General features: G+C 51.0%; 21 protein-coding genes. 13 read left to right on the top strand and 8 right to left on the bottom strand.

The features are described 5' to 3' along the window. The first annotated feature begins 37 nt into the window (after positions 1–37). From MKO97_RS14610 to MKO97_RS14575, 8 genes are all read left to right on the top strand, one after another. Positions 38–922 (top strand): hypothetical protein, encoded by an 885-nt coding sequence (locus MKO97_RS14610; protein WP_241103942.1) that lies wholly within the window; start codon positions 38–40, stop codon positions 920–922. After that, entirely contained in the window at positions 919–1,917 is a 999-nt protein-coding gene (locus MKO97_RS14605) for a glycosyltransferase family 2 protein (RefSeq protein WP_241103941.1), read from the top strand. Before MKO97_RS14610 ends, MKO97_RS14605 begins: the two co-directional genes overlap by 4 nt. Beyond that, a complete protein-coding gene (locus MKO97_RS14600; protein WP_241103940.1) occupies positions 1,914–2,720 on the top strand; it encodes a bifunctional 2-polyprenyl-6-hydroxyphenol methylase/3-demethylubiquinol 3-O-methyltransferase UbiG in 807 nt (268 codons plus the stop codon). The genes MKO97_RS14605 and MKO97_RS14600 overlap by 4 nt, the downstream gene beginning before the upstream one ends. Beyond that, positions 2,721–3,659: a methyltransferase domain-containing protein gene (locus MKO97_RS14595; protein ID WP_241103939.1), complete on the top strand. Its 939-nt coding sequence runs from the start codon at positions 2,721–2,723 to the stop codon at positions 3,657–3,659. Next, positions 3,656–4,771 carry a glycosyltransferase family 4 protein gene (locus tag MKO97_RS14590; RefSeq protein WP_241103938.1) on the top strand — a complete coding sequence of 372 codons (1,116 nt, stop codon included), beginning with the start codon at positions 3,656–3,658 and terminating at the stop codon, positions 4,769–4,771. Before MKO97_RS14595 ends, MKO97_RS14590 begins: the two co-directional genes overlap by 4 nt. After that, complete coding sequence (locus tag MKO97_RS14585) at positions 4,768–5,850, top strand: glycosyltransferase family 4 protein (RefSeq protein ID WP_241103937.1); 1,083 nt, start codon at positions 4,768–4,770, stop codon at positions 5,848–5,850. Before MKO97_RS14590 ends, MKO97_RS14585 begins: the two co-directional genes overlap by 4 nt. Continuing rightward, positions 5,843–7,216 (top strand): O-antigen ligase, encoded by a 1,374-nt coding sequence (locus MKO97_RS14580; RefSeq protein WP_241103936.1) that lies wholly within the window; start codon positions 5,843–5,845, stop codon positions 7,214–7,216. The genes MKO97_RS14585 and MKO97_RS14580 overlap by 8 nt, the downstream gene beginning before the upstream one ends. Positions 7,217–7,334: 118 nt before the next feature. Beyond that, complete coding sequence (locus MKO97_RS14575; RefSeq protein ID WP_371820405.1) at positions 7,335–8,660, top strand: exopolysaccharide biosynthesis polyprenyl glycosylphosphotransferase; 1,326 nt, start codon at positions 7,335–7,337, stop codon at positions 8,658–8,660. Here the strand turns inward: MKO97_RS14575 and MKO97_RS14570 are convergent. After that, positions 8,640–9,770, bottom strand: coding sequence for a DUF4105 domain-containing protein (locus MKO97_RS14570; protein WP_241103934.1), 1,131 nt, complete (start codon positions 9,768–9,770; stop codon positions 8,640–8,642). The genes MKO97_RS14575 and MKO97_RS14570 overlap by 21 nt on opposite strands. Positions 9,771–9,786: 16 nt before the next feature. Further along, positions 9,787–10,773, bottom strand: a complete 987-nt coding sequence (locus MKO97_RS14565) for a PorV/PorQ family protein (protein ID WP_241105542.1) — start codon at positions 10,771–10,773, stop codon at positions 9,787–9,789. Positions 10,774–11,004: 231 nt separating this feature from the next. Between MKO97_RS14565 and MKO97_RS14560 the strand changes: the two genes are divergently transcribed. From MKO97_RS14560 to MKO97_RS14550, 3 genes are all read left to right on the top strand, one after another. After that, positions 11,005–11,757, top strand: a complete 753-nt coding sequence (locus tag MKO97_RS14560; RefSeq protein WP_241103933.1) for a phosphatidylcholine/phosphatidylserine synthase — start codon at positions 11,005–11,007, stop codon at positions 11,755–11,757. Beyond that, positions 11,754–12,584 (top strand): glycoside hydrolase family 25 protein, encoded by an 831-nt coding sequence (locus MKO97_RS14555; protein ID WP_241103932.1) that lies wholly within the window; start codon positions 11,754–11,756, stop codon positions 12,582–12,584. Before MKO97_RS14560 ends, MKO97_RS14555 begins: the two co-directional genes overlap by 4 nt. Positions 12,585–12,673: 89 nt before the next feature. Continuing rightward, the gene (locus tag MKO97_RS14550) at positions 12,674–13,366 is read left to right on the top strand and encodes a hypothetical protein (RefSeq protein WP_241103931.1); all 693 of its coding nucleotides are present in this window, start codon (positions 12,674–12,676) and stop codon (positions 13,364–13,366) included. On the opposite strand, the gene MKO97_RS14545 is transcribed toward MKO97_RS14550, so the two are convergent. The 5 genes from MKO97_RS14545 to MKO97_RS14525 form a co-directional block, all read right to left on the bottom strand. Further along, positions 13,360–13,806 carry a ubiquinone biosynthesis protein COQ4 gene (locus MKO97_RS14545; protein ID WP_241103930.1) on the bottom strand — a complete coding sequence of 149 codons (447 nt, stop codon included), beginning with the start codon at positions 13,804–13,806 and terminating at the stop codon, positions 13,360–13,362. The genes MKO97_RS14550 and MKO97_RS14545 overlap by 7 nt on opposite strands. 24 nt (positions 13,807–13,830) lie before the next feature. Further along, positions 13,831–14,574, bottom strand: a complete 744-nt coding sequence (gene lptB, locus MKO97_RS14540) for an LPS export ABC transporter ATP-binding protein (RefSeq protein ID WP_241103929.1) — start codon at positions 14,572–14,574, stop codon at positions 13,831–13,833. A 120-nt stretch (positions 14,575–14,694) separates the two neighbouring features. After that, on the bottom strand, positions 14,695–15,045 hold the full coding sequence (locus MKO97_RS14535) for a carboxymuconolactone decarboxylase family protein (protein ID WP_241103928.1): 351 nt from the start codon (positions 15,043–15,045) through the stop codon (positions 14,695–14,697). Next, positions 15,026–15,850, bottom strand: a complete 825-nt coding sequence (gene tatC, locus MKO97_RS14530) for a twin-arginine translocase subunit TatC (protein WP_241103927.1) — start codon at positions 15,848–15,850, stop codon at positions 15,026–15,028. Before tatC ends, MKO97_RS14535 begins: the two co-directional genes overlap by 20 nt. Then, complete coding sequence (locus tag MKO97_RS14525; RefSeq protein ID WP_241103926.1) at positions 15,850–16,815, bottom strand: SIS domain-containing protein; 966 nt, start codon at positions 16,813–16,815, stop codon at positions 15,850–15,852. The genes tatC and MKO97_RS14525 overlap by 1 nt, the downstream gene beginning before the upstream one ends. Positions 16,816–16,905: 90 nt before the next feature. On the opposite strand from MKO97_RS14525, the gene MKO97_RS14520 reads away from it, so the two are divergent. Beyond that, positions 16,906–19,101 (top strand): ATP-dependent DNA helicase RecQ, encoded by a 2,196-nt coding sequence (locus tag MKO97_RS14520; RefSeq protein WP_241103925.1) that lies wholly within the window; start codon positions 16,906–16,908, stop codon positions 19,099–19,101. On the opposite strand, the gene MKO97_RS14515 is transcribed toward MKO97_RS14520, so the two are convergent. Beyond that, positions 19,102–19,338 carry a hypothetical protein gene (locus MKO97_RS14515; RefSeq protein WP_241103924.1) on the bottom strand — a complete coding sequence of 79 codons (237 nt, stop codon included), beginning with the start codon at positions 19,336–19,338 and terminating at the stop codon, positions 19,102–19,104. Between the two features lie 116 nt (positions 19,339–19,454). Here MKO97_RS14515 and MKO97_RS14510 point away from each other — a divergent pair, with 116 nt between their 5' ends. After that, a complete protein-coding gene (locus MKO97_RS14510; protein ID WP_241103923.1) occupies positions 19,455–20,618 on the top strand; it encodes a sigma-54 dependent transcriptional regulator in 1,164 nt (387 codons plus the stop codon). Positions 20,619–20,705: the final 87 nt, after the last annotated feature.

The following is a 20,705-nucleotide window of genomic DNA, read 5'->3' as shown; positions in this document are numbered from 1 at the left end:
GCGTCTTCAGAAGAACGTGCGAATATGGACGCATCTTATGAAGAAGCCCCGGTTTACGAAACCGGAAGGTCGCGTGCTGGTGTTCTGCTGTAATGGAGTCGTGCCACACGGCGGTTGGATTGACAGGCTCAAAGGCATCCTTTCGTGTTACGAACTTGCCCTTCAGGAACAACTTGATTTTCGGATTGTGTATACGTCGCCGGTAGCCCTGACGGACTTTTTTGAACCGGGTACTTATGACTGGCGTCCCGACGACGAAGGCTATCATCCGTTTTACTCCCGCATTGTGTACCATATGGATGACTTTCAAGCTGATATCCGCAAACCCCTCAAGAACCGTCGCATACGTCGCTTTTACTATTTCTACAATATAGATGCCTTGCCCGTCCTTCGGCCCGATCTCAATCCCGAACAGCTTCACGAGCGTTGGAGGTCTCATTTTCACACGTTGTTTTCCATGACGCCTTTTATGGCGGGGCAATTGCCCGCTACGCCCCCGGCTTACGTTTCGTGCCATGCCCGGTTTACATCTTTGTTGGGTGACTTCGCCGATACAACGCAGCGCGTGTTATCCGAAGAGGCGAAAAAACAGTTGATAGAAGAAGTTCGGACGCTGATCGAACGCGTGCAGGCCACATCTGACAAGCCTGTCTACGTATTTTCCGACAGCACATCGTTTCTGACGTATTGCCAAACGCTGCCAAACGTTCGGATTACATCCGGAACGCCCGCCCATACAGGTGTTTCCCACTCAGGAAGCGCCACCGAAGCGTTCGTTAAAACCCTACAGGATTTCCATTTTCTGGCTTCGTCCGAACGCATCTTCCTGCTGTTGGGGCGCGATATGTATAACAGTGCTTTTAGCCGATATGCCGCTCGAATGGGAAGTGTACCCTTTGAAATCTTACGATCCGATCGATGAAGAACTTTACGCTCATTATCTGCACGTATAAACGGCCCGAAGCCCTTTCAAAACTTCTGGCTTCGGTAGATCAACAAACCCTTCCGCCGCTGGAAGTCCTGGTGGTAGACGGCTCGCCGGACGATCGCACCCGCGAAATGCTCGAACGCCATCCGATGCCTTTGGTGCGGTATTTTTCGGTTCCTCCGGCTGAGCGGGGTCTCACCCGACAGCGTAATTACGGTATCCAACGGGTGCATGAAAGGGCCGAAATTGTTTGTTTTTTAGATGACGATACGGTTCTCGAAAGCGATTATTTCGAGCAACTGATCGGAACCTATGAAGCTTATCCGGATGCGGTGGGCGTAGGAGGATACATTGCCAATGAATCGCGTTTTCGATACGTAGGAACCGACTATGCTGCCTCGTCCCACGAGTTTTTCTACGATGGTTGGGTGCAGGAAGAAAGCAGTCGTTTTCGCCTGCGGAGGCGTTTTGGACTCGATACCGACTGTCCGCCCGGGTTTATGCCGGCGTTCGGGCATGCGCGGAGTATCGGCTTCCTGCCACCGAGCGGTAAAACCTATCCCACGCAATTGCTTATGGGAGGCGTATCGTCGTTTCGCAAAGAAACGGTAACCACGCATCAATTCTCGACGTATTTCGAGGGATACGGACTCTACGAAGACGCTGATTTCAGTATCAGGGTGGCTCAAACGGGTGCGCTCTACTGCAATACGGCAGCGCGATTGGCCCATTATCACGAACCGTCGGGGCGCCCGAATCAGTTTGCTTTTGGAAAGATGGTTGTTCGGAACGGATGGTATGTGTGGCGTGTGGCAAATCCAAGGCCGTCTTTTGATGCGCGCGTTAAGTGGAATTTGGTGACGCTGCTTTTGACATTCATAAGATTTAGCAATACCTTTACCGGCACCGAAAAAAAACAGGCTTTTACGGAAGCACTCGGACGTCTGACAGCGTTCTTCGGCTTGGTGTGGCGAAAACCCTCTTTATGAAAAGCGCAGCCGACATCCTCGAAACCAACAAAAGACAAAGAGACTTCTATAATGAGGTCCGACAGAACTTTTTGACCCGCTGCTGGGCTTCGGTTCGAAACGGACTTTTACAGCGGATACGAAAAAACACGGGCATCAGCTCACAGGTCTACGAACTCCATACACAGTGGCTGGGCGATTTATCCGATAAAAAGGTACTTGATTTGGGCTGCTTCGCGGGGAACTATCTTTCAAAATACATGGCGGAGCGTGCAAAGAGTTACCTCGGTATCGATCTCAGCGATGTAGCCATTGAAAAATTGAGGCTCCGTTTGGCCGACCTACCTAACGCCCGGGTGGAAGCCATTGATTTTCTGTCGCCGGATTTTACCGAAGACGGTTTTGACATCATTTATGCCTACGGTGTACTGCATCATTTTGAAAACACCGAACTGATTATCGCCCATCTGCAAAAACGACTGGCACCCGGGGGCGAGATCATAAGCTATGACCCTATGCAAACGAGTTGGCCGGTAAAGTTGTTGCGTACTTTATACCGTCCGTTTCAGTCGGATGCTGACTGGGAATGGCCCTTCAATAAAAAGACAGTACGCGCTTACGAAACCGCCTTTTTGGTACAGGAAAGACGCGGCTTGCTCGGGAAGTCAAAATGGTTGGCCCTCCTGAATTTGCTGCCGTTTTCAAATGCGTTGGTGCACAAACTCGGCACCCGATGGCATCAACAGGATTGGGAACGGTCATCAGTGTCTGATGCAGCGCTGTTCCGATGTATGCATATCACCATGCGATTACAAAAACGATAAATGGAACTACGTACTCCGAAACCCGTACATCCTGATACGCAGTCGCGCGAAGCGTTCCGCTCCGTAGACATCATCCGGTTTGAGGACGGTTCCGAACTGCCCGTTTACAATGGAGTACCTATATTGTTTGGCGCAGACTCTCTTTTTTCCGCAGATGACATACGGGAGGGTTCCGTTACTACTCAGGATGCCGAACACCTAAATACCGGGAATTATCGGAATTACATCCGCCGCAAATTGCTACCTTCCTTAGCCGATGATACTTCCCTTACACGCCGCTATCGCGAGCTCAATGCAAAATTGCCCCAGGGTGGTGTCGTATTGGTCGTGGGGACAGGCGAGAAAGCCGATTTTTACCGGGAGACCTTTCCCGGATGCCAGGTGGTGACGTCGGACGTCCATGCGGCGTTTCGCCCCGACTATGTATTTGACGGACACCGGATTCCATTCGAAGATGAGGTGTTCGATCTGGTATTGGCGGCGCAGGTAATCGAACATACTGTAAATCCGTGGCAGTTCTCGGCAGAATTGCAACGCGTTACCCGAAGAGGAGGATTGCTGCAGATTGAAGCGCCGCATAATTTTCCGTATCATGCCGAACCTTACGATTTCTTTCGTTTCACCTACACCGGCATGCGGAGCCTTTTCCGTCTTTGCGCCGTAGAAAAGGCCTATGTCACAGAAGGGAACGCGTCCGTTGTGGCGTTGGCAGCGTCCAATTTCCTGGTGAATATCTCACGCCGTCGCATTGTCAGAAGTGGTTTTCTGTTGGTTTCCCGGTTCGTTTTTGGTTGGCTCAAATACCTTGACCGCCGTCCGGAGACCGTGAACCGCCGTACGATATCGATGCCTAAAGGATATGCGTTTACGTTTCGAAAAGACGCCCGACTGCGTTCTGAAAACGAACTCTTTTCTGAATTCCACTCGTTAGCCCCATGACGTTCCTGATCGTGACACATGTTCCGCATGTAGAAGAAAAAGGACGGTTCTTCGCCTACGGACCCTACGTGCGCGAGATGAACATATGGGGCGAATTTGTAGACAAGATCGTTATTGTAGCCCCCCTTGTTGCCAGGTCGCCGGATGCCATTGATATACCGTACCAACACCCCAACGTCACGGTAGTTCCGGTTCCCGCGTTCAACTTTCTTTCGTGGCGAAATACGCTTTTTTCGTTTGTGATGTTGCCCCTTATCGGGTGGCGTATCCTTCGTGCCATACGAAAAGCCGATCACATCCACCTTCGTTGTCCCGGAAATATGGGGCTATTGGGCTGTTTAGCGCAGGTGTTTTTTCCTTCAAAACCCAAAACAGCAAAATACGCGGGTAATTGGGATCCCTCCTCCCGCCAACCGTCTTCGTACCGATGGCAGCAGGCCATCCTGAAAAATACGTTTTGGACGCGGAGAATGACGGTATTGGTCTACGGCGACTGGCCCGATGATACTGCCAACATCCGCTCGTTTTTCACGGCTACATATGCGGAAAACGAAAAAGTAGACCTGCCGGTGCGCCCTTTGTCAGGTACTCTTCGTTTTTTGTTTTCCGGTATGTTAGTACCGGGTAAAAACCCGATGTATGCGCTCAACCTGGTGCAGCAATTGGCGCAACGTGGACATCAGGTTTCGCTGACTTTTTTCGGAGATGGGCCGCTTCGTCCGGGTTTAGAGCACTGCATTCGCGAGAGAAACCTTGGTCAATGGGCCTCGATAGCGGGAAATGTCCCGGCAGCGGAGATGAAGAAAGCCTACCAAACGGGCCACTTCCTGATATTGCCATCTGTGAGCGAAGGCTGGCCCAAGGCCGTTGCAGAAGCGATGTTCTGGAAGTGTGTACCGGCAGCCCTTCCCGTTTCGTGTGTGCCGCAGATGATGGATCACGGGCGCCGTGGCATTATGCTCACTGGTGATTTGGCCGCCGATGTTGCCCAGATCGATACGTTGATACAATCGCCCGTGGCGTACGCAGAAAAGGCTGGGGCTGCATCCGAATGGTCGCAAGTTTACACAACAGACCGTTTTCGAACCGAAATCCAACGACTGCTCGTATGAGAATCCTACAGTTGATCGATACCCTTGACACGGGCGGGGCCGAACGAATGGCGGTGAGCTATGCCAACGCCCTAATTCGGCGAACGGGTTATGCCGCGGTGGTGGCTACCCGGCGTACGGGTCCGATGGCGGCGCTCCTGGATCCGGGTGTTCGGTTTCTTGTGTTGGGAAAGAAAAGGGCACTCGATATTCCCGCATTGTTTAAACTGCGGAAATGGGTGGTAGCAGAAAAAATCACTCTTATACATGCGCATTCTACGTCTTTGTTTTTTGCCACCTTACTGAAATGTACTTTGCCTTCCGTCCGTATTGTATGGCATGATCATTATGGCGACAGTGAGTTTCTGGAAAAACGGCCGTCAACCCTCATTCGGTTGTGCCTTCCTTTCACATGGAAGGCAATTGCCGTGAACCATCGACTGGTCGACTGGCTTCGATCATTGGGATATCAGAACGTCACCTATCTCCCTAATTTCCCGGCGACGGCCACCACTCTGGATACGCCCACGTTTCTTGCCGGAGCCGAAGGCAAGCGGATCGTTTGTCTGGCTAACTTCCGCGAACAGAAAGACCATCTGTCACTATTGGAAGCGGCTGGTATTTTTTTCAGCCAAAAACCAGAGTGGTCGCTGCATTTGGTCGGTAAGGATTTTCACGATCCTTATTCTGACAATGTGAAACACGTGGTCGCCGATGATAGCCGGCTTAAAGGCAGGGTGTACTTCTATACCGCCAGTTTTGATAGTTTGGCTATACTGTCACAGGCCGATATTGCTGTGCTGTCTTCCCGCTCAGAAGGGCTGCCGGTTGCACTACTCGAGTATGGGCTCATGGGTAAAGCTGTGATCACTACTCCGGTGGGTGAAATTCCACATATTATCCAACACCAGCATAATGGACTGTTGGTCGCGGTGGGTGATACAGCCTGTTTTGCCGATGAATTGCTGCGTTTATCGGAAGACGGGCAGCTGCGCGCGGCGCTCGGCGAACAGTTACAGAAAAAAGTAGCTGGGGAATTTTCTGAAGAGGCCGTTATTTCCTCGTACTTTCGTCTTTTGGAGCATAAACGGAATGAATAACTTCTCGACCTACATCGGACTTATCGCATTGCACGTCGTCATTGGGGTGTTGGGATTCGCTTCTTCCACGCTGTCACTCGCGTATAGTTTGGTGATTCTAGTGGGGGGCATGGTTTATATTGCGAAAAGGCAGAATCGCGGACACGAAGCATTGGTGGTAGCAGCTTACATTACGGGCGCTGAGGTTTTTCTGCGTGCGTCTCACGGCGTTCCGGTATACGAGTACGGGAAGTATGCAGTGGCACTCGTCATCGCTTACGGTATTTACTTTAATGGCTTCTCAAAGAATGCGGTGCCGTATTGGGTTTTCCTTCTGCTGATGGTGCCGGGCGTAATAATTGGAAATTCCGTGTTGGGCAGTTCGATCGAGAACAGAAAAATCATTTCCTTCGTGATTTCCGGCCCTCTTTGTCTCGGTTTCTGTTCGTTGTATACCTACCAACGTCGAATAACACTCGAGCATCTGTATTCGTGCTTGCTTATGATGGCATTGCCGGCCATCTCCCTTACCGTATATGTCATTCTCTATACCCCAACGGTACGGGATGTGATTACGGGAACGGCATCTACGTCTGCTACGTCCGGTGGCTTCGGTCCTAACCAGGTGTCGACAATTCTCGGACTGGCGATGTTTATTTTTGTCTCAAGGGCGTTGCTACGTTCACCTAACCTTCACTTTATCCTCCTGAATGTCGGTCTTGCGACCATTGTAGCATTCCGGGGACTTACGACGTTCTCACGAGGTGGAATATTGACGGCATTGGCCATGATTGCCATATTGTTATTGACTTTGTTTACACGAATAAGGGGAAAAGCGAAGGTACGGCTCACTCAGGCGGCAGGTATTTTCGCCCTCGTGGGGATAGCGGTATGGACCTACTCATTGCTCCAAACGGGTGGTTTAATCGGAAAGCGATATGCGAATCAGGATGCGGCCGGAAGGGTTAAGGAAAGTCGTTTTACCGGACGGGAGGAGATTGCCCAAATGGAGATTACTGCTTTCATTGAGAACCCGGTCTTTGGAGTCGGGGCTGGAAAAACAATCGATATGAGGGAAGAGGAGTCGGGTGTCAATACGGCTTCTCACGATGAGATTACGCGTCTTTTGGCCGAACATGGTTCTTTAGGAATAGCCATGCTGCTTATCCTCATCTTTACACCTATTATTCTTCACTTTGATAACAAAGAGAACTTCATGATGTTCCCTCTGTTGATCTTTTGGTTCCTGACCATCAATCACTCGGCTATGCGCACCGCTGCACCCGCTTTTATTTACTCGTTGACGCTGTTGAAGGTAGACATGCCGGGCGTTGCCATCATTAAGAAACGGGTGTATCCTGGAATGCGATCACCCGCTCAAAACTGATTTTCGTTAAGCCGAAAATACGTATCTTGCAGCTCCTAACCCCTTCCGAACGATGTTGTCCGGCAACAAAATCCATTTTGAAATTTCCGAGAGGAAAATACTCCTCCGGACTTTCGATGTGGCTTCTGTTTTTGGGGCTTTATTTCTTCTCGATAAGTTAGTCGACTTCGATTACTTCAGCTTTCAACGGGGTGACTATTACGAACTTACAGTACTGGCGCTCTACATCAATGTCTTAGGTACGGTATTCGAGATGTACAACCTACAGGTAGCCAGTAACCAGCTACAGGTCATTCGAAGTATCTTGTTTACGGCAACCGCGACGGGAATTTTTTACCTGTTGACCCCGTTTTTCACGCCTTTCCTTCCGCTCAACCGTATCCAAATCGTCTATTTCTTCCTCGGACTTTTCGCTGGGTTGTTCGTATGGCGCTTTTTCTACCAGGCTTTTCTGGCGTCGCACCGATTTGAGAAAAAGGTAGTCTTGATTTGCGACCGTGAATTGCTTCCTTCGTTGATTGCCTATCTTGCCGACGCTGATCCACACTATCGTGTGGTGGGATACATCAATCCCGATGAATCCGATCACGGAACTGTCAAAGCGGATGTACAGGTAATCGGAGTGGGGGAGGCTGCTTCTTTTGTCACCGAAAACGGCATATCGGAAGTCGTGGTCGACTCGAAAAAAGCCAAGCGGATGACGGTGTTTCTCTACACTCAACTCGTTTACCTGCTCGAGAATGGCGTCATCATCCGTGACTTCGCACAGGTCTACGAATCGATGATGCAACGCATTCCGATGGAGCACTTCGCTACTGACTTTTACCGTTACTTCCCGTTCAGCCGTAGCAACAATAATAAGCTATATCTCATTATCGTGAAGGCACTGGAGATGCTATTTTCATTTGCGGGCCTGGTCGTCATGAGCGTGCTGCTTCCGTTAATTCTTTTAGGGAATCTACTCGGAAACCGGGGTAAATTGTTCTATGTGCAGGAACGTGTGGGCAAGAACGGAAAAGCCTTTCGTATCTATAAATTCCGAACAATGGTGCAGAATGCGGAACATAACGGAGCCGTTTTCGCGGCCACCAACGACGCACGTGTGACACCCTTCGGGAAGTTCCTACGAAAGACGCGTCTCGATGAAATGCCACAGTTCATCAACATCCTCAAAGGAGACATGGCGTTTATCGGTCCGCGCCCGGAACGTCCGATATTTGTCAACGAGTTATCACGACGGATGCCCTTCTACGAAACCAGGCACGTCATCAAACCGGGTATTACGGGTTGGGCACAGGTCAAATATCCTTATGGGCAAACCATGGACGACAGCCTGATCAAACTGCAGTACGACTTGTATTACATCAAGCACCGCAGCATCTTCCTTGATCTCAACATTATCATCAAGACCTTCAGTACGGTATTATTTTACAGGGGACAGTAGAAGATTGCTTTTGTAAATCCTGAAAAGATAGAGCCCGTTTACGGCTAAAATCGGCATCAAAAGCAACAGGTGCGGCTTATTTAGCATGTATAGCAGATAAAGGACTTGGCATCCCGCCGCCGCAAACCACCACAACCGCACGTTCTTCTTTCCAGCGGAAAGTAACGACACGACCAAACCACCAAACAAGGGAGAAAAAAGGAAGGCGTTGTAGTTCCAGGCGACTTCCTCATGGAAAGAATACAATCCTACCACGGCCAGGAAGGTTCCCAAAAGGGCACTCACCGCCCACCAGGTCAACATGACCGTGCGGTTTCGCACCAGCGCCAATACCAACATTACCGCTGCATAGGTGTAGGCATTGTCCCACCACGAGCGTTCGCTTTCGGTTTTTGGGGCTTCGTACACCTTTGCCGTGCCGTTGGTAAGCGGTAGCTTTCCGTTTTGTGTTTTGGATATACTCTCCATAAACTGCAACGGAAGGTAGACTTTATACATCTCGCGGTCGGTCTTGGCACCAAACATGATGCTGATGCCGAGATTCGCATAGAACTGTCGTTGCAGGTAGCCGTATAGTATCTGGCGATTGGTTTCCCCTTTTCCCGCAACATCAAGCGACAAGGGCTTTCCCAACGCGTCGGTGACGATGTCGGCCACCATCGTCGTGCAGTTCCGGTCGATGAATTTGTAGGTATAATAGCGTTCGTTCGATCCTAAAATAGATTCAAGCCGGTCGAAAATTTGTTGTTTTTGAGCGGGCGTAAGGTTCAGCAACTGCTCGTAGACCGAACGTCCTAAGTATTGATATTCATAGAGAAATTCTCCATACGAGGCGGTCGTAACGAAATACTGCAGGTCGCCTTTTACGAATTTCAGATAGAAGTTTGGTGTGTTGAAATCGAAAGCCCCGAAATTATACACCGTATCAATACCCAAACGGGGATCAAACACGCGAATGGCCGTGTGGCCAAAAAGCGAATACAACTGGTCACCGGTGTCACAGGTAAGTACGGAAACGCGCGCGTCAGATGACAGTGCTTCGGCCCGTGCCGCGCCCAGTGGCAACAGCATCGCGAAGAAAACGAGTAAAAAGAAACGAAGGTGCGACATCAATGCGAAGATACGACTATCGGCGGAATATGCCCAGATCCACCCGAACCGAGAAGATGTTCGAATAAAGCGCCGCACTCTGGTCACCAAGGTCCGTCAGTGCATAATCCACCTGTATGCCGCGATACCGGAAACCCACACCCACATTGGGTTGGAAGCCCACCCGATCAGTGCCGTCGATCTGTTGGATGTTCTGGAAGTTCCCAACACCGGCCCGTACGAACACCAAATCGGTATACCCGAACTCGAAGCCCAGTGCCGGATCGATGCTGACCGCGGACGTCGAGAAAATATCATTCGTTTGCTCAAACCGCAGGTTGAGGTTCAGTGCGGGTTGCAGCGACATGTCATTATGGAATTCGAACTTACGCGACAATCCGACTTGCGCCTTCGGAAGTGTAATTTCAGTGCTTTCCGGCAGCTCTTGGTTCTGGTCGGGAATGGCCGCCGCTATCTTCGCGAATTCCTCTTCGTCGATCGCCCAGATGTTATACGTGGTCGTGATGTCGCGGAGCATCAGGCCAAACTTCCAGTCGTTGCGCTCAAACTGGATACCCACATCCACTCCGAATCCCCATGAAGTAGCGAATTTCCCGATGATACGCCGTATCACTTTGGCGTTGACGCCGTATTGCCATCCGGGTACTTTCAGTTTCCGGGCATACGAAAACGTCACGCCATAATCGGCGGTAGAGAAGAGGCTGATGCGGTTGTAGTCGATATTGCCTTCGCTGTCAATCAGTTCCGTCGTGTTGAGGATGTCATCCACCCCAAAACGGATCAGCGAGATGCCCCAGGCACTGCGGTCGTCGATCGGCCGGGCATAGGCGGCATAATCGTATTGCGCGATGTTGGCAAAGTAACTGGCATGCATGAAAGTGGCCTGGTGGTCTTCGAGGTGCACGAGTCCGGCCGGGTTCCAATAGCCTGCATTGACATCGGAGGTGCTTGCCACAACGGCGTTCGACATACCCAATGCGGCGGCATCGACTCCAATATTCATGAACTCGTTCGAATACTTACGCACCGTCTGGGCAGACGCCAGCGCAGAGGCAGTCAGGAAGGCCGCAATAAGGGTTCTTTTCAAGGCAATTTTTTTAAGGCCCGGAGCCGCGACAAAAGTACATTTTTTTGCGGTTCCGAAAGGGAAGACGCACCGTATCGGGCGAAATCACACATACAAAACGGTGGAACGATAGCGTTATTGTGCTACATTTGCCCGTAAACCTCCGAAATGGATATCAGACGTTATATTCCCAATTTACTGACGTTATTGAACCTGGCAAGCGGCTGCATAGCACTCGTATTCGCCTTTGATCGCCAGTTTGGTTGGGCCTTGTTCTTTGTCGGCCTTGGCATTTTTTTCGACTTTTTTGACGGTTTCTTTGCCCGCCTTTTTCGCGTCTCCGGACCGCTCGGCGTGCAACTCGATTCCCTTGCGGATATGGTAACCAGCGGCGTCGTGCCCGGGCTCACCATGTTTTATATGATGACGGCGGCGCTGCACCCGCATTGTGAAGGGGCGGTGTCACTTGAAAATCCCTATTTGTGGTTTTGTTTCTCGGCCTTCCTCATCACCCTGGGTGCCTGTTACCGCCTTGCCAAATTCAACATCGATACGCGACAGGCCGACTCCTTCATCGGGTTGCCGACGCCTGCGAATTGCCTTTTCATCGTGAGCCTGCCGATTGTGCGCAATACATCCGACTCGATCGTCGTCACCGAAGCGTTGCTTAATCCCTATGTCCTGCTGGCTATCACGCTCTTCAGCACCTGGATCATGAATGCCGAATTGCCGTTGTTCTCGCTCAAAATCAAGAAGTTTGATGTTAAGGCCTACGCCTTGCAATTTTTCTTTCTCGCGGTATGCGTACTTCTTTTGTGGCTGCTACAGGTAACCGCACTGCCGCTGATCATCCTTTTTTACATCCTGTTATCGGTCGCCCGAAACAAACTGGCATCCGATCATAAGGCTAGCGGTGCATGAAACGGCGGTCGGTCAGGCGGTCTCGTCGTGCCCCGTCGAAAAGGCGGTCGTGGCGCTTTCTGCCTGTACTCATCCTCTTACTGCTGCTCGGAATAGGTGTGTTCCATTATCGAAACGCCATCGCCTACTACTTCAGCTTTCGCAATGACAAACAGGCCAAGACGCCCGAACAGAAGCGTTTGCAGCGTATCCGGGAATTCCAGGTACTCGAACGGCATGCGCCGCGCGCTGCGGGTATCGATGTGTCGGAATACCAGGGCAGGATTGTATGGGACAGCGTTCGAAACGTGGCCGGACAGTTTCCGATAGAATATGTATTCATTCGCGCAACCGCAGGCAGCGACCGTCCGGATGCGGCGTTCAAACGGAACTGGAAAGGGGCGGCCAAAGCCGGACTCCTAAAAGGCGCCTATCACTACTACCGCCCGGACGAGAATTCCATCAAACAGGCCGATCTTTTCATCCGTACCGTAACCTTGCGGAAAGGCGACCTTCCTCCGGTACTCGACATCGAGAAAGTGCCCGCCAGCCAATCGGTTGACAGCCTAAAAAAAGGACTGAAACGCTGGCTGGATAAAGTAGAGGCCCATTACCACATGAAGCCCATCATCTACACGGGCGAGAAATATTATGATTCGTTCCTGGCAGATGATTTTCCCGATTATCCCTTCTGGATCGCCAACTACAACTTTTTTGTGGAAGAGATTGACGACGACTGGCTGATGTGGCAGTTTTCAGAGAGCGCCCGCGTGAGCGGCATCAACGGCACCGTCGACCTGAATATCTTTAACGGAACGAAAAAGGAGCTGCGGTTGTTGGGGAAGTGAGCGGGTGAGGAGCAAGAAGCAGGAAGAAAGAGGAAAGAAGAGAGGGGAGAGAGGACACGAAAGGAGAGAATGGATAAAAGTTTACGGATATGAATAATGATAACAACGACGTACCTGAAGAGTATATGGTCATTACGACCTTTATCGATCCGGTACCCGCGCGTGAACTTGCCGAGTGGTTGGAAAGTAAAGGTATTTCCGCTATCCTGACCGATACAACACCCCGGTTTGATGCCAGCTTTGCCAATCAAACGGCTGTGTATGAGTACCAAGTGCGGGTTCCTTCGTCTGAAGTCGAACACGCACAAAAGTTACTGGAGCAAGCAAACGCTGACAGCGCGATTCCCGAGGATCATTATTTGCGCGACTTCACCGATGACGAGTTGTTCGACGTTGTGCGCAAAAAGGACGAATGGAGTGATATCGATTACACATTGGCACAGCGACTGCTCGCCGAACGCGGGCATCTGATGGACACGTCAGTGATCGAAAAACTACAACGGGAGCGTCTGGCGGAACTGGCACAGCCCTCAAAAAGGCAACACCTTCTGGTGGCGCTGGGCTATCTTTTCGTTTTGTTGGGTGGCATTCCGGCCATTTTCATTGGACTCTCGCTCGCGAAGTTGACGAAAAAACTGCCTGACGGACGCAAGGTGGCGTTGTATCAGGAAGCCGACCGCCGTCATGGGGTGTGGATCTACCGTTTGGGAATTCTGGCTTTTTGTCTTGCCGCGGTGGTGCGGATTCTCATTGCTTTCGTTGCCGCCTCCCTGGCTCAATAAATACCTGTTTTTTTACGCAATTCACCCAAGGTAAGGTCGAGTAAGTCGGCATAGACGAAGTCGTGGTAGAGGTTCGTGGGCGTTTTCCATCCTCTCCGAAACGCGCGGATGACGGCTTTTGGATTGAGGAACAGTCCGACGAAGGCCGCACCTCCGTTCAAAAACCACGCGATGACATAGCCGCGGCATCCGGTAGCCAATTCCCATGCGCCAATTTCCGCTTCACCCAGCCAGGTGGTGGGATATCCGGTCAAAATATGGTGTAAATCATGGAACTGGGCGACTTTTACCCTCGCGGCAATATTGGGAAACCGAAACTCGATGCGCCCAACGGGAATCGTAAAATGAGAGGCGGTATAGGCATCGGATGGGATGCCATATCGTTGGAAAAGCTGCCCGAGGGCATCCGTTACTTTCGTTTGGTTATCGAAAACATCCATGGCATCGTGGGCATGCGTGGGTTCCTACTCGAAACTCAATTTTTTCTTCCGCAACTCGAAATTCTGTCCGAGGTATACTTTCCGTACCATCTCATCCTGTACCAATTCTTCCGGCATGCCGGCCTTTAAGATGCCGCCTTCGAACATGAGATAGGTTTTATCAGTGATGGCAAGGGTTTCCTGCACATTATGGTCAGTGATAAGGATGCCGATATTCTTGTTTTTCAACTGCGCCACAATCCGTTGGATGTCTTCCACCGCCACGGGGTCAACGCCTGCAAACGGCTCATCCAGCAAGATGAATTTAGGGTCGGTTGCCAGCGCACGCGCGATTTCCGTCCGCCGCCGTTCACCGCCCGACAACAGGTCGCCACGGTTAGTGCGGATGTGACCCAGCGAAAACTCGTCGATCAACGACTCCATCTTTTCTTCCTGTTGCTGTTTTGTGAGCTTCGTCAATTGCAACACACTCATGATGTTATCTTCGATGCTCAGCTTCCGGAATACCGATGCTTCCTGTGCCAGATAACCGATGCCATTTTGCGCCCGCTTATACATCGGATACTGGGTAATCTCGGTCTGGTCAAGGTAAATATGTCCCGCATTCGGTTTCACCAATCCCACGATCATGTAAAAGGAGGTCGTCTTCCCCGCACCATTCGGTCCCAGAAGGCCCACGATTTCGCCCTGTCGTACTTCAACGGAAACGCCTTTTACGACCGTTCGTTTCTTGTAGGTCTTGACGAGATTTTCGGCTCTTAGGATCATGGAAAGGAGGATTAGTAGTTGGTAGTCAGTAGTTAGTGGTCAGAGAGGGTACAAAGAAAACGTTTCGGGCTGCTGTGACAAGTGATTTTAACAAAATTCTATAGGCAGCGGCGGTTCGGTTTAGCGCTGGGTTTCTTCCAACGCTTCCCAGAATTCGTAGGCGCGTCGAAGGTGTGGAATGACGATCGTACCGCCGACCAGTGTGGCGATGCCCATGGCTTCCATCATTTCCTCGCGGGTGACACCTTCTTTATAGGAGGTTTCCAAGTGGTACTTGACGCAATCATCGCAGCGAAGCACGGCCGACGCGACAAGCCCGAGAAGCTCTTTCGTTTTTACGTCAAGCGCACCCTCGGCATACGCATTCGTATCAAGGTTAAAGATCCGCTTGACGATTTTGTTATTGTCGGCAAGCAGTTTCTCGTTCATTTTGGAACGATAGGCGTTGAAATCATCGACTAAGTTGCTCATTCTTCAGTTTGTTTCGTTCTACGATGGCCGATATAAGGATGCTGGCTTCATACAGGGCCAGGATAGGTAATGACACGATAATCTGGCTTGAAATCTCCGGTGGGGTCACGATGGCGGCCAGAATCAGGATTAATACGATGGCAATCCGGCGGTGTTTGCGCAGGAAGGCCGGGCCCACGAGTCCGATCCGCGTCAGGAAATAAATGATCACCGGCAGTTCAAACACAATACCCGATCCGATGGCTGAGGTCTTGATCATGGCCGTATACGATTCGACATTGAAATCGTTCTTGATCATATCGCTCGCAATGAAAGTGCCGAAAAAGTTGACAGAGAGCGGTATGACAATGAAATAACCGAACAACACCCCCACGAAAAACAACAGTGAGGAGACGATCACGAAGGAAGCCGCCATCCGCCGTTCTTTTTCATATAGCGCCGGACTGATGAATTTCCATACTTCCCAAAGAATATAGGGTACCGCCATGATGAAACCCGCCGTGATGCACGTCCACATAAACAGCGAAAACTGGCCGCCGACGTCGGTATTCTGTATGGCAAAATGGAATTCGGTCGTACAGGCATTTTCCCCTTCACCAAAAAAAGTGGCCACTTTACAGAAGAACTGATAGGTGACGAAATTCGGATCGGCTGGGCCAAACAACAACGTATCGAAGATAAAGTCGATGAAGTACCAGGCCACGCAAGACAGGATCAATATGGCAACCGTACTGCGTATCAACAACCAACGCAGTTCCTCGAGGTGATCGAGAAACGACATTTCCCCTTTTTGTTTCTTAGCCATTATACGATGCCTTCTTTTAGGATGTCATGCAGGTGCAGGATGCCTTTGTATTCACCTTCGTCGGCTACCACCAGTTGTGTGATGGCGAAGTTTTCCATCATCTGGAAGGCATCGGTCACCATGTGCGACGACGGAATGGTCTTCGGATTGCGGGTCATGATATCGCGTGCCGTCACGCCGGCGATTGAGTCGCGGTCGTTGAGCATCCTTCTGATATCCCCATCGGTGATAATCCCCACAATACGGCCGTTTTCAATGACTGCCGTCACGCCAAGGCGTTTTTCGGAAATTTCAAAGATGGCCTGCCGGATGGGCGTCTCAGGTGCCACCATGGGTTTATGGTTGGATTCCAGCATATCGCTTACGCGCAGCAGGAGTTTCTTACCGAGTGCACCGCCCGGATGGTATTTGGCAAAGTTGTCGCTGCTGAAACCACGCAGTTCCATGAGGGCAATCGCCAACGCATCGCCCATCACCAATTGTGCGGTGGTGCTGTTCGTGGGTGCCAGGTCGATCGGATCGGCCTCATAGGGCACGGTCGTGTCAAGTATCAGGTCGGACGATTTTGCCAGGAAGGAATCAACATTCCCCGTCATCCCGATAAGGGTATTGCCAAAACGGTTGATGATGGGGGCGAGTACTTTGATTTCCGGACTGTTGCCGCTTTTAGAGATGCAAATGACCACGTCGCCGGGTTGCAACATCCCTAAATCGCCGTGTATGGCTTCGGACGCATGCAGGAACATCGAAGGCGTACCCGTCGAATTCATGGTAGCGACGATTTTCTGCCCGATGATGGCGCTTTTCCCGATGCCGGTAATCACAAGGCGACCGGTCGCATTCAGGATGAGCGTGACGGCCTCGGCAAAGTCGTCGGTCAGCCGGTCGTGAAGCCCTTTTATCGCCTCACTTTCGGCGAGGATGGTTTTCCTGGCCGACGCCAGTATAGTATCTTTTTGGCTCAAAACGAAGAAAAAAGCTTGTGTTTGCGAAAACTAAATTTAATAGTATCTTTAGTAATTGCAAAACTACGATAATATACCCATAAAAAGAGGATGGATCCAGCGGAAATAGACATCCATAAGGAATTAAAGAAATATTTCGGTTTCAGCCAGTTCAAAGGCTTACAAGAGCAGGTCATACGCAGCATTATCAGCGGAAAGAACACGTTCGTCATCATGCCAACCGGTGGCGGGAAGTCGCTCTGTTACCAGCTTCCGGCCCTTATCCAGGACGGTACGGCCATCGTCGTATCGCCGCTCATCGCGTTGATGAAGAACCAGGTCGATGCGATACGTGGACTCTCATCAGAGGCCGGAGTCGCGCACGTCTTGAACTCGTCATTGACCAAAACGGAAATCGCCCAGGTCAAAGACGACATCTCAGCCGGGCTGACGAAATTACTCTACGTAGCGCCCGAATCGCTGACGAAAGACGAGTACGTACAATTCCTTAAGTCGACCCCCATTTCCTTTGTCGCAATCGACGAAGCACATTGTATTTCGGAATGGGGACACGATTTCCGTCCCGAATACCGCAACCTGCGGCACATCATCCGGCAGCTCGGGCAGGTTCCGATCATCGGGTTGACCGCCACCGCCACCCCAAAGGTGCAGGAAGACATCCTCAAAAACCTCGAAATGGGCGATGCGGCTGTGTTCAAGGCGTCGTTCAACCGACCGAACCTCTTTTATGAGGTGCGTCCGAAAACCAAAAACATCGAAACCGATATCATCCGGTTCATCAAACAGAACAAAGGAAAATCGGGTATCATCTACTGCCTCAGCCGTAAGAAGGTAGAGGCAATCGCCGAGCTGTTGACCGTAAACGGTATCCGCGCGGTACCGTATCACGCCGGACTCGACGCGCGCACGCGGGCCAAACACCAGGATATGTTCCTTATGGAAGATGTGGACGTCGTTGTCGCTACCATCGCCTTCGGTATGGGAATCGACAAACCCGATGTGCGGTTCGTTATCCACCACGACATCCCAAAATCGCTCGAAAGTTACTACCAGGAAACGGGTCGCGCCGGACGGGATGGAGGCGAAGGGCACTGCATGGCCTACTATGCGTATAAAGACGTCGAGAAACTGGAAAAATTCATGTCGGGTAAGCCGGTCGCCGAACAGGAAATCGGATTCGCCCTTTTGCAGGAAGTGGTCGCTTACGCGGAAACCTCGATGTCACGCCGTAAATTCCTGTTGCATTATTTCGGTGAGGAATTCGATTCCGAAACGGGCGAAGGTGCCGATATGGACGACAACGTCCGGAACCCGAAATCGAAGGTGGAAGCAAAAGACGAGGTGGTACGCCTATTAAAGGTCGTACGCGACACCAAACACCTATATAAAGCAAAAGAAGTCATCTTTACCCTGATCGGCAAGGTCAACGCGGTCATCAAGGCCCATCGTACCGACTCGCAGGCGTTCTTCGGCGCCGGCAGCCACCAGGAGGAAAAATACTGGATGGCACTCATCCGCCAGGTTTTGGTGGAAGGCCTGCTTTCCAAAGACATCGAAACCTACGGCATTCTGAAGGTGACCGAGAAAGGACTCAATTTCATCGACCATCCGGTTTCGTTCCTGATGTCGGAAGACCATGATTACGATGAGGTCGACGACGATACAATTGTGACCTCTTCGAAAGCAACAGGAACGGCAGACGAGGTGCTGATGAACATGTTGAAAGACCTCCGGAAGAATGTAGCGAAAAAATTAGGTGTTCCGCCTTTCGTGGTTTTCCAGGATCCGTCACTCGAAGATATGTCGCTTAAATACCCGGTTACGCTGGAGGAACTCAGCAATGTACATGGAGTAGGGGAAGGAAAGGCGAAGAAATACGGCAAAGAATTTGTCGCTTTGATCGCGAAATACGTCGACGATAATGACATTATCCGCCCGGATGACCTCGTCGTGAAATCGACCGGAGCCAATTCCACCAATAAACTCTACATCATCCAAAGCATCGACCGCAAACTGCCACTCGACGACATTGCCTCGGCCAAGGGCATGACGATGGACCAACTCTTGAAGGAAATGGAGCAAATCGTCTATTCCGGCACCAAACTCAACATCAAGTATTGGATTGATGAAATGTTGGATGACGAGCAGCAGGAGGAAATCCAGGATTACTTTATGGAGTCGGAAACCGACAGTATCGAGACGGCCCTGAAGGAGTTCGACGGCGATTATGACATCGAGGAACTCAGGATGATGCGCATTCGTTTTATCAGCGAGGTCGCGAATTAACTAGCCTTCATAGACGACGCCGCGGTGGGGAAGCAGCCGATCCCGAATGGTCATCATGTCTTTTTCCGCTACGACCAGATAAGCAATGGCGTGGAATTCGTGTATCGTTTCCCAGCCGGTAAGTCCGGGCGTCACCTGTTCCGCTTCCACAAATTCCCGCAGGTGTATATCGTGATGTTCGGCCGTCTTCGCGGCAGCAGGCCCGCGGAAATCCCAAATGAGTTTGATGTTACGCATGGCACAAAGGTCGCGAAAAAGCCAAATTCCACCTAACGGCGTGTAATGCGAATGTAACGTCCATTCCGTATCTTCGCCCCATGACCGCGGCGGCCACGTCGCATGAACTGCATCGCATGTCCAGAATACTGATTATCGAAGATGAAGCCGCCATCCGCCGCGTGCTTACCCGCATACTCTCGGAAGAGAACACGTCGTATGTTGTAGAGGAAGCCGAAGACGGCGTCATCGGAATGGAAAAAGTAAAAAACCAGGACTACGACCTGATCCTCTGTGATATCAAAATGCCAAAAATGGATGGGGTAGAGGTACTGGAAGCCGTCAAGAAAATCAAGCCCGAGATTCCCATGGTGATGATTTCCGGCCATGGCGACATGGAAACGGCCATCCATACCATGCGCCTCGGGGCGTTCGATTATATCTCGAAACCACCCGATTTGAACCGTCTGTTGAACACGGTGCGGAACGCATTGGACAAGAAACAATTGGTGGTAGAGAATAAGATACTGCGAAAAAAAGTCAGCCGTGCCTATGACATGATTGGCGAAAGCGACGCCTTGTCTCATATTCGGCTGATGATCGATAAAGTGGCGCCAACCGATGCCCGCGTATTAATAACAGGCCCCAACGGAACCGGTAAAGAACTTGTCGCCCGTCAGTTACACGATAAAAGCGAACGGGCCAATGCGGCCTTCGTGGAGGTCAATTGCGCAGCTATTCCGTCAGAACTGATTGAAAGTGAATTGTTCGGCCACGTAAAAGGTGCCTTCACCTCGGCCGTAAAAGACCGTGCAGGTAAATTCGAAGTAGCCGATGGTGGTACGCTTTTCCTGGATGAGGTAGGGGATATGAGCCTTCCCGCCCAGGCCAAAGTGCTGCGCGCCCTGCAGGAAAACGTAGTGACGCGGGTCGGTGCCGAAAAAGATATTAAAGTCAACGTTCGCGTGCTGGCGGCGACCAATAAAGACCTGAAGAAAGAAATCGCTGAGGGCAACTTCCGCGAAGACCTCTACCACCGTTTGGCGGTTATCCTGATCAAGGTGCCGGCGCTGAATGAACGTCGGGATGATATTCCCGCCCTCATCGAACACTTCTCGAACCGTATCGCAGAAGAACAGGGCGGCGCCCGAAAGCCGTTCTCTAAAGAAGCGATTCAGTTGTTACAGGAATATGACTGGACGGGCAACATCCGTGAACTTCGCAATGTCGTCGAACGCCTCATCATCCTCGGAGGATCTGAGATTTCTGAAACGGATGTGAAGTTGTTTGCGAGTAAGTGAATTCAGTAGCAAGTAGCAAGTAGCCAGTAGCAGGTCAAAATGTATCTAGCCTCCAATACCCTTGACTCCTAACCCCCACTCCTCACT

This window comes from Flavobacterium sp. HJ-32-4 (genome assembly GCF_022532105.1).
Taxonomy (GTDB): domain Bacteria; phylum Bacteroidota; class Bacteroidia; order Flavobacteriales; family Flavobacteriaceae; genus Flavobacterium.
The sequence above is the reverse complement of the archived record's forward strand: the minus strand, read 5'-3'. Positions and strand labels throughout refer to the sequence as shown.

What these genes read in the sequence shown, in the direction of transcription:
- MKO97_RS14555 (WP_241103932.1), top strand. Translation starts at nt 11,754, where the DNA reads ATGAAACGGCGGTCGGTCAGGCGGTCTCGTCGTGCCCCGTCGAAAAGG.
- tatC (WP_241103927.1), bottom strand. Translation starts at nt 15,850, where the DNA reads ATGGCTAAGAAACAAAAAGGGGAAATGTCGTTTCTCGATCACCTCGAG.
- MKO97_RS14560 (WP_241103933.1), top strand. Translation starts at nt 11,005, where the DNA reads ATGGATATCAGACGTTATATTCCCAATTTACTGACGTTATTGAACCTG.
- MKO97_RS14570 (WP_241103934.1), bottom strand. Translation starts at nt 9,770, where the DNA reads ATGTCGCACCTTCGTTTCTTTTTACTCGTTTTCTTCGCGATGCTGTTG.
- MKO97_RS14600 (WP_241103940.1), top strand. Translation starts at nt 1,914, where the DNA reads ATGAAAAGCGCAGCCGACATCCTCGAAACCAACAAAAGACAAAGAGAC.
- MKO97_RS14585 (WP_241103937.1), top strand. Translation starts at nt 4,768, where the DNA reads ATGAGAATCCTACAGTTGATCGATACCCTTGACACGGGCGGGGCCGAA.
- MKO97_RS14535 (WP_241103928.1), bottom strand. Translation starts at nt 15,045, where the DNA reads ATGAGCAACTTAGTCGATGATTTCAACGCCTATCGTTCCAAAATGAAC.
- MKO97_RS14550 (WP_241103931.1), top strand. Translation starts at nt 12,674, where the DNA reads ATGAATAATGATAACAACGACGTACCTGAAGAGTATATGGTCATTACG.
- MKO97_RS14515 (WP_241103924.1), bottom strand. Translation starts at nt 19,338, where the DNA reads ATGCGTAACATCAAACTCATTTGGGATTTCCGCGGGCCTGCTGCCGCG.
- MKO97_RS14605 (WP_241103941.1), top strand. Translation starts at nt 919, where the DNA reads ATGAAGAACTTTACGCTCATTATCTGCACGTATAAACGGCCCGAAGCC.
- MKO97_RS14510 (WP_241103923.1), top strand. Translation starts at nt 19,455, where the DNA reads ATGTCCAGAATACTGATTATCGAAGATGAAGCCGCCATCCGCCGCGTG.
- MKO97_RS14565 (WP_241105542.1), bottom strand. Translation starts at nt 10,773, where the DNA reads ATGAATATTGGAGTCGATGCCGCCGCATTGGGTATGTCGAACGCCGTT.
- MKO97_RS14580 (WP_241103936.1), top strand. Translation starts at nt 5,843, where the DNA reads ATGAATAACTTCTCGACCTACATCGGACTTATCGCATTGCACGTCGTC.
- MKO97_RS14595 (WP_241103939.1), top strand. Translation starts at nt 2,721, where the DNA reads ATGGAACTACGTACTCCGAAACCCGTACATCCTGATACGCAGTCGCGC.
- MKO97_RS14520 (WP_241103925.1), top strand. Translation starts at nt 16,906, where the DNA reads ATGGATCCAGCGGAAATAGACATCCATAAGGAATTAAAGAAATATTTC.
- MKO97_RS14545 (WP_241103930.1), bottom strand. Translation starts at nt 13,806, where the DNA reads ATGGATGTTTTCGATAACCAAACGAAAGTAACGGATGCCCTCGGGCAG.
- MKO97_RS14590 (WP_241103938.1), top strand. Translation starts at nt 3,656, where the DNA reads ATGACGTTCCTGATCGTGACACATGTTCCGCATGTAGAAGAAAAAGGA.
- MKO97_RS14610 (WP_241103942.1), top strand. Translation starts at nt 38, where the DNA reads ATGAAGAAGCCCCGGTTTACGAAACCGGAAGGTCGCGTGCTGGTGTTC.
- lptB (WP_241103929.1), bottom strand. Translation starts at nt 14,574, where the DNA reads ATGATCCTAAGAGCCGAAAATCTCGTCAAGACCTACAAGAAACGAACG.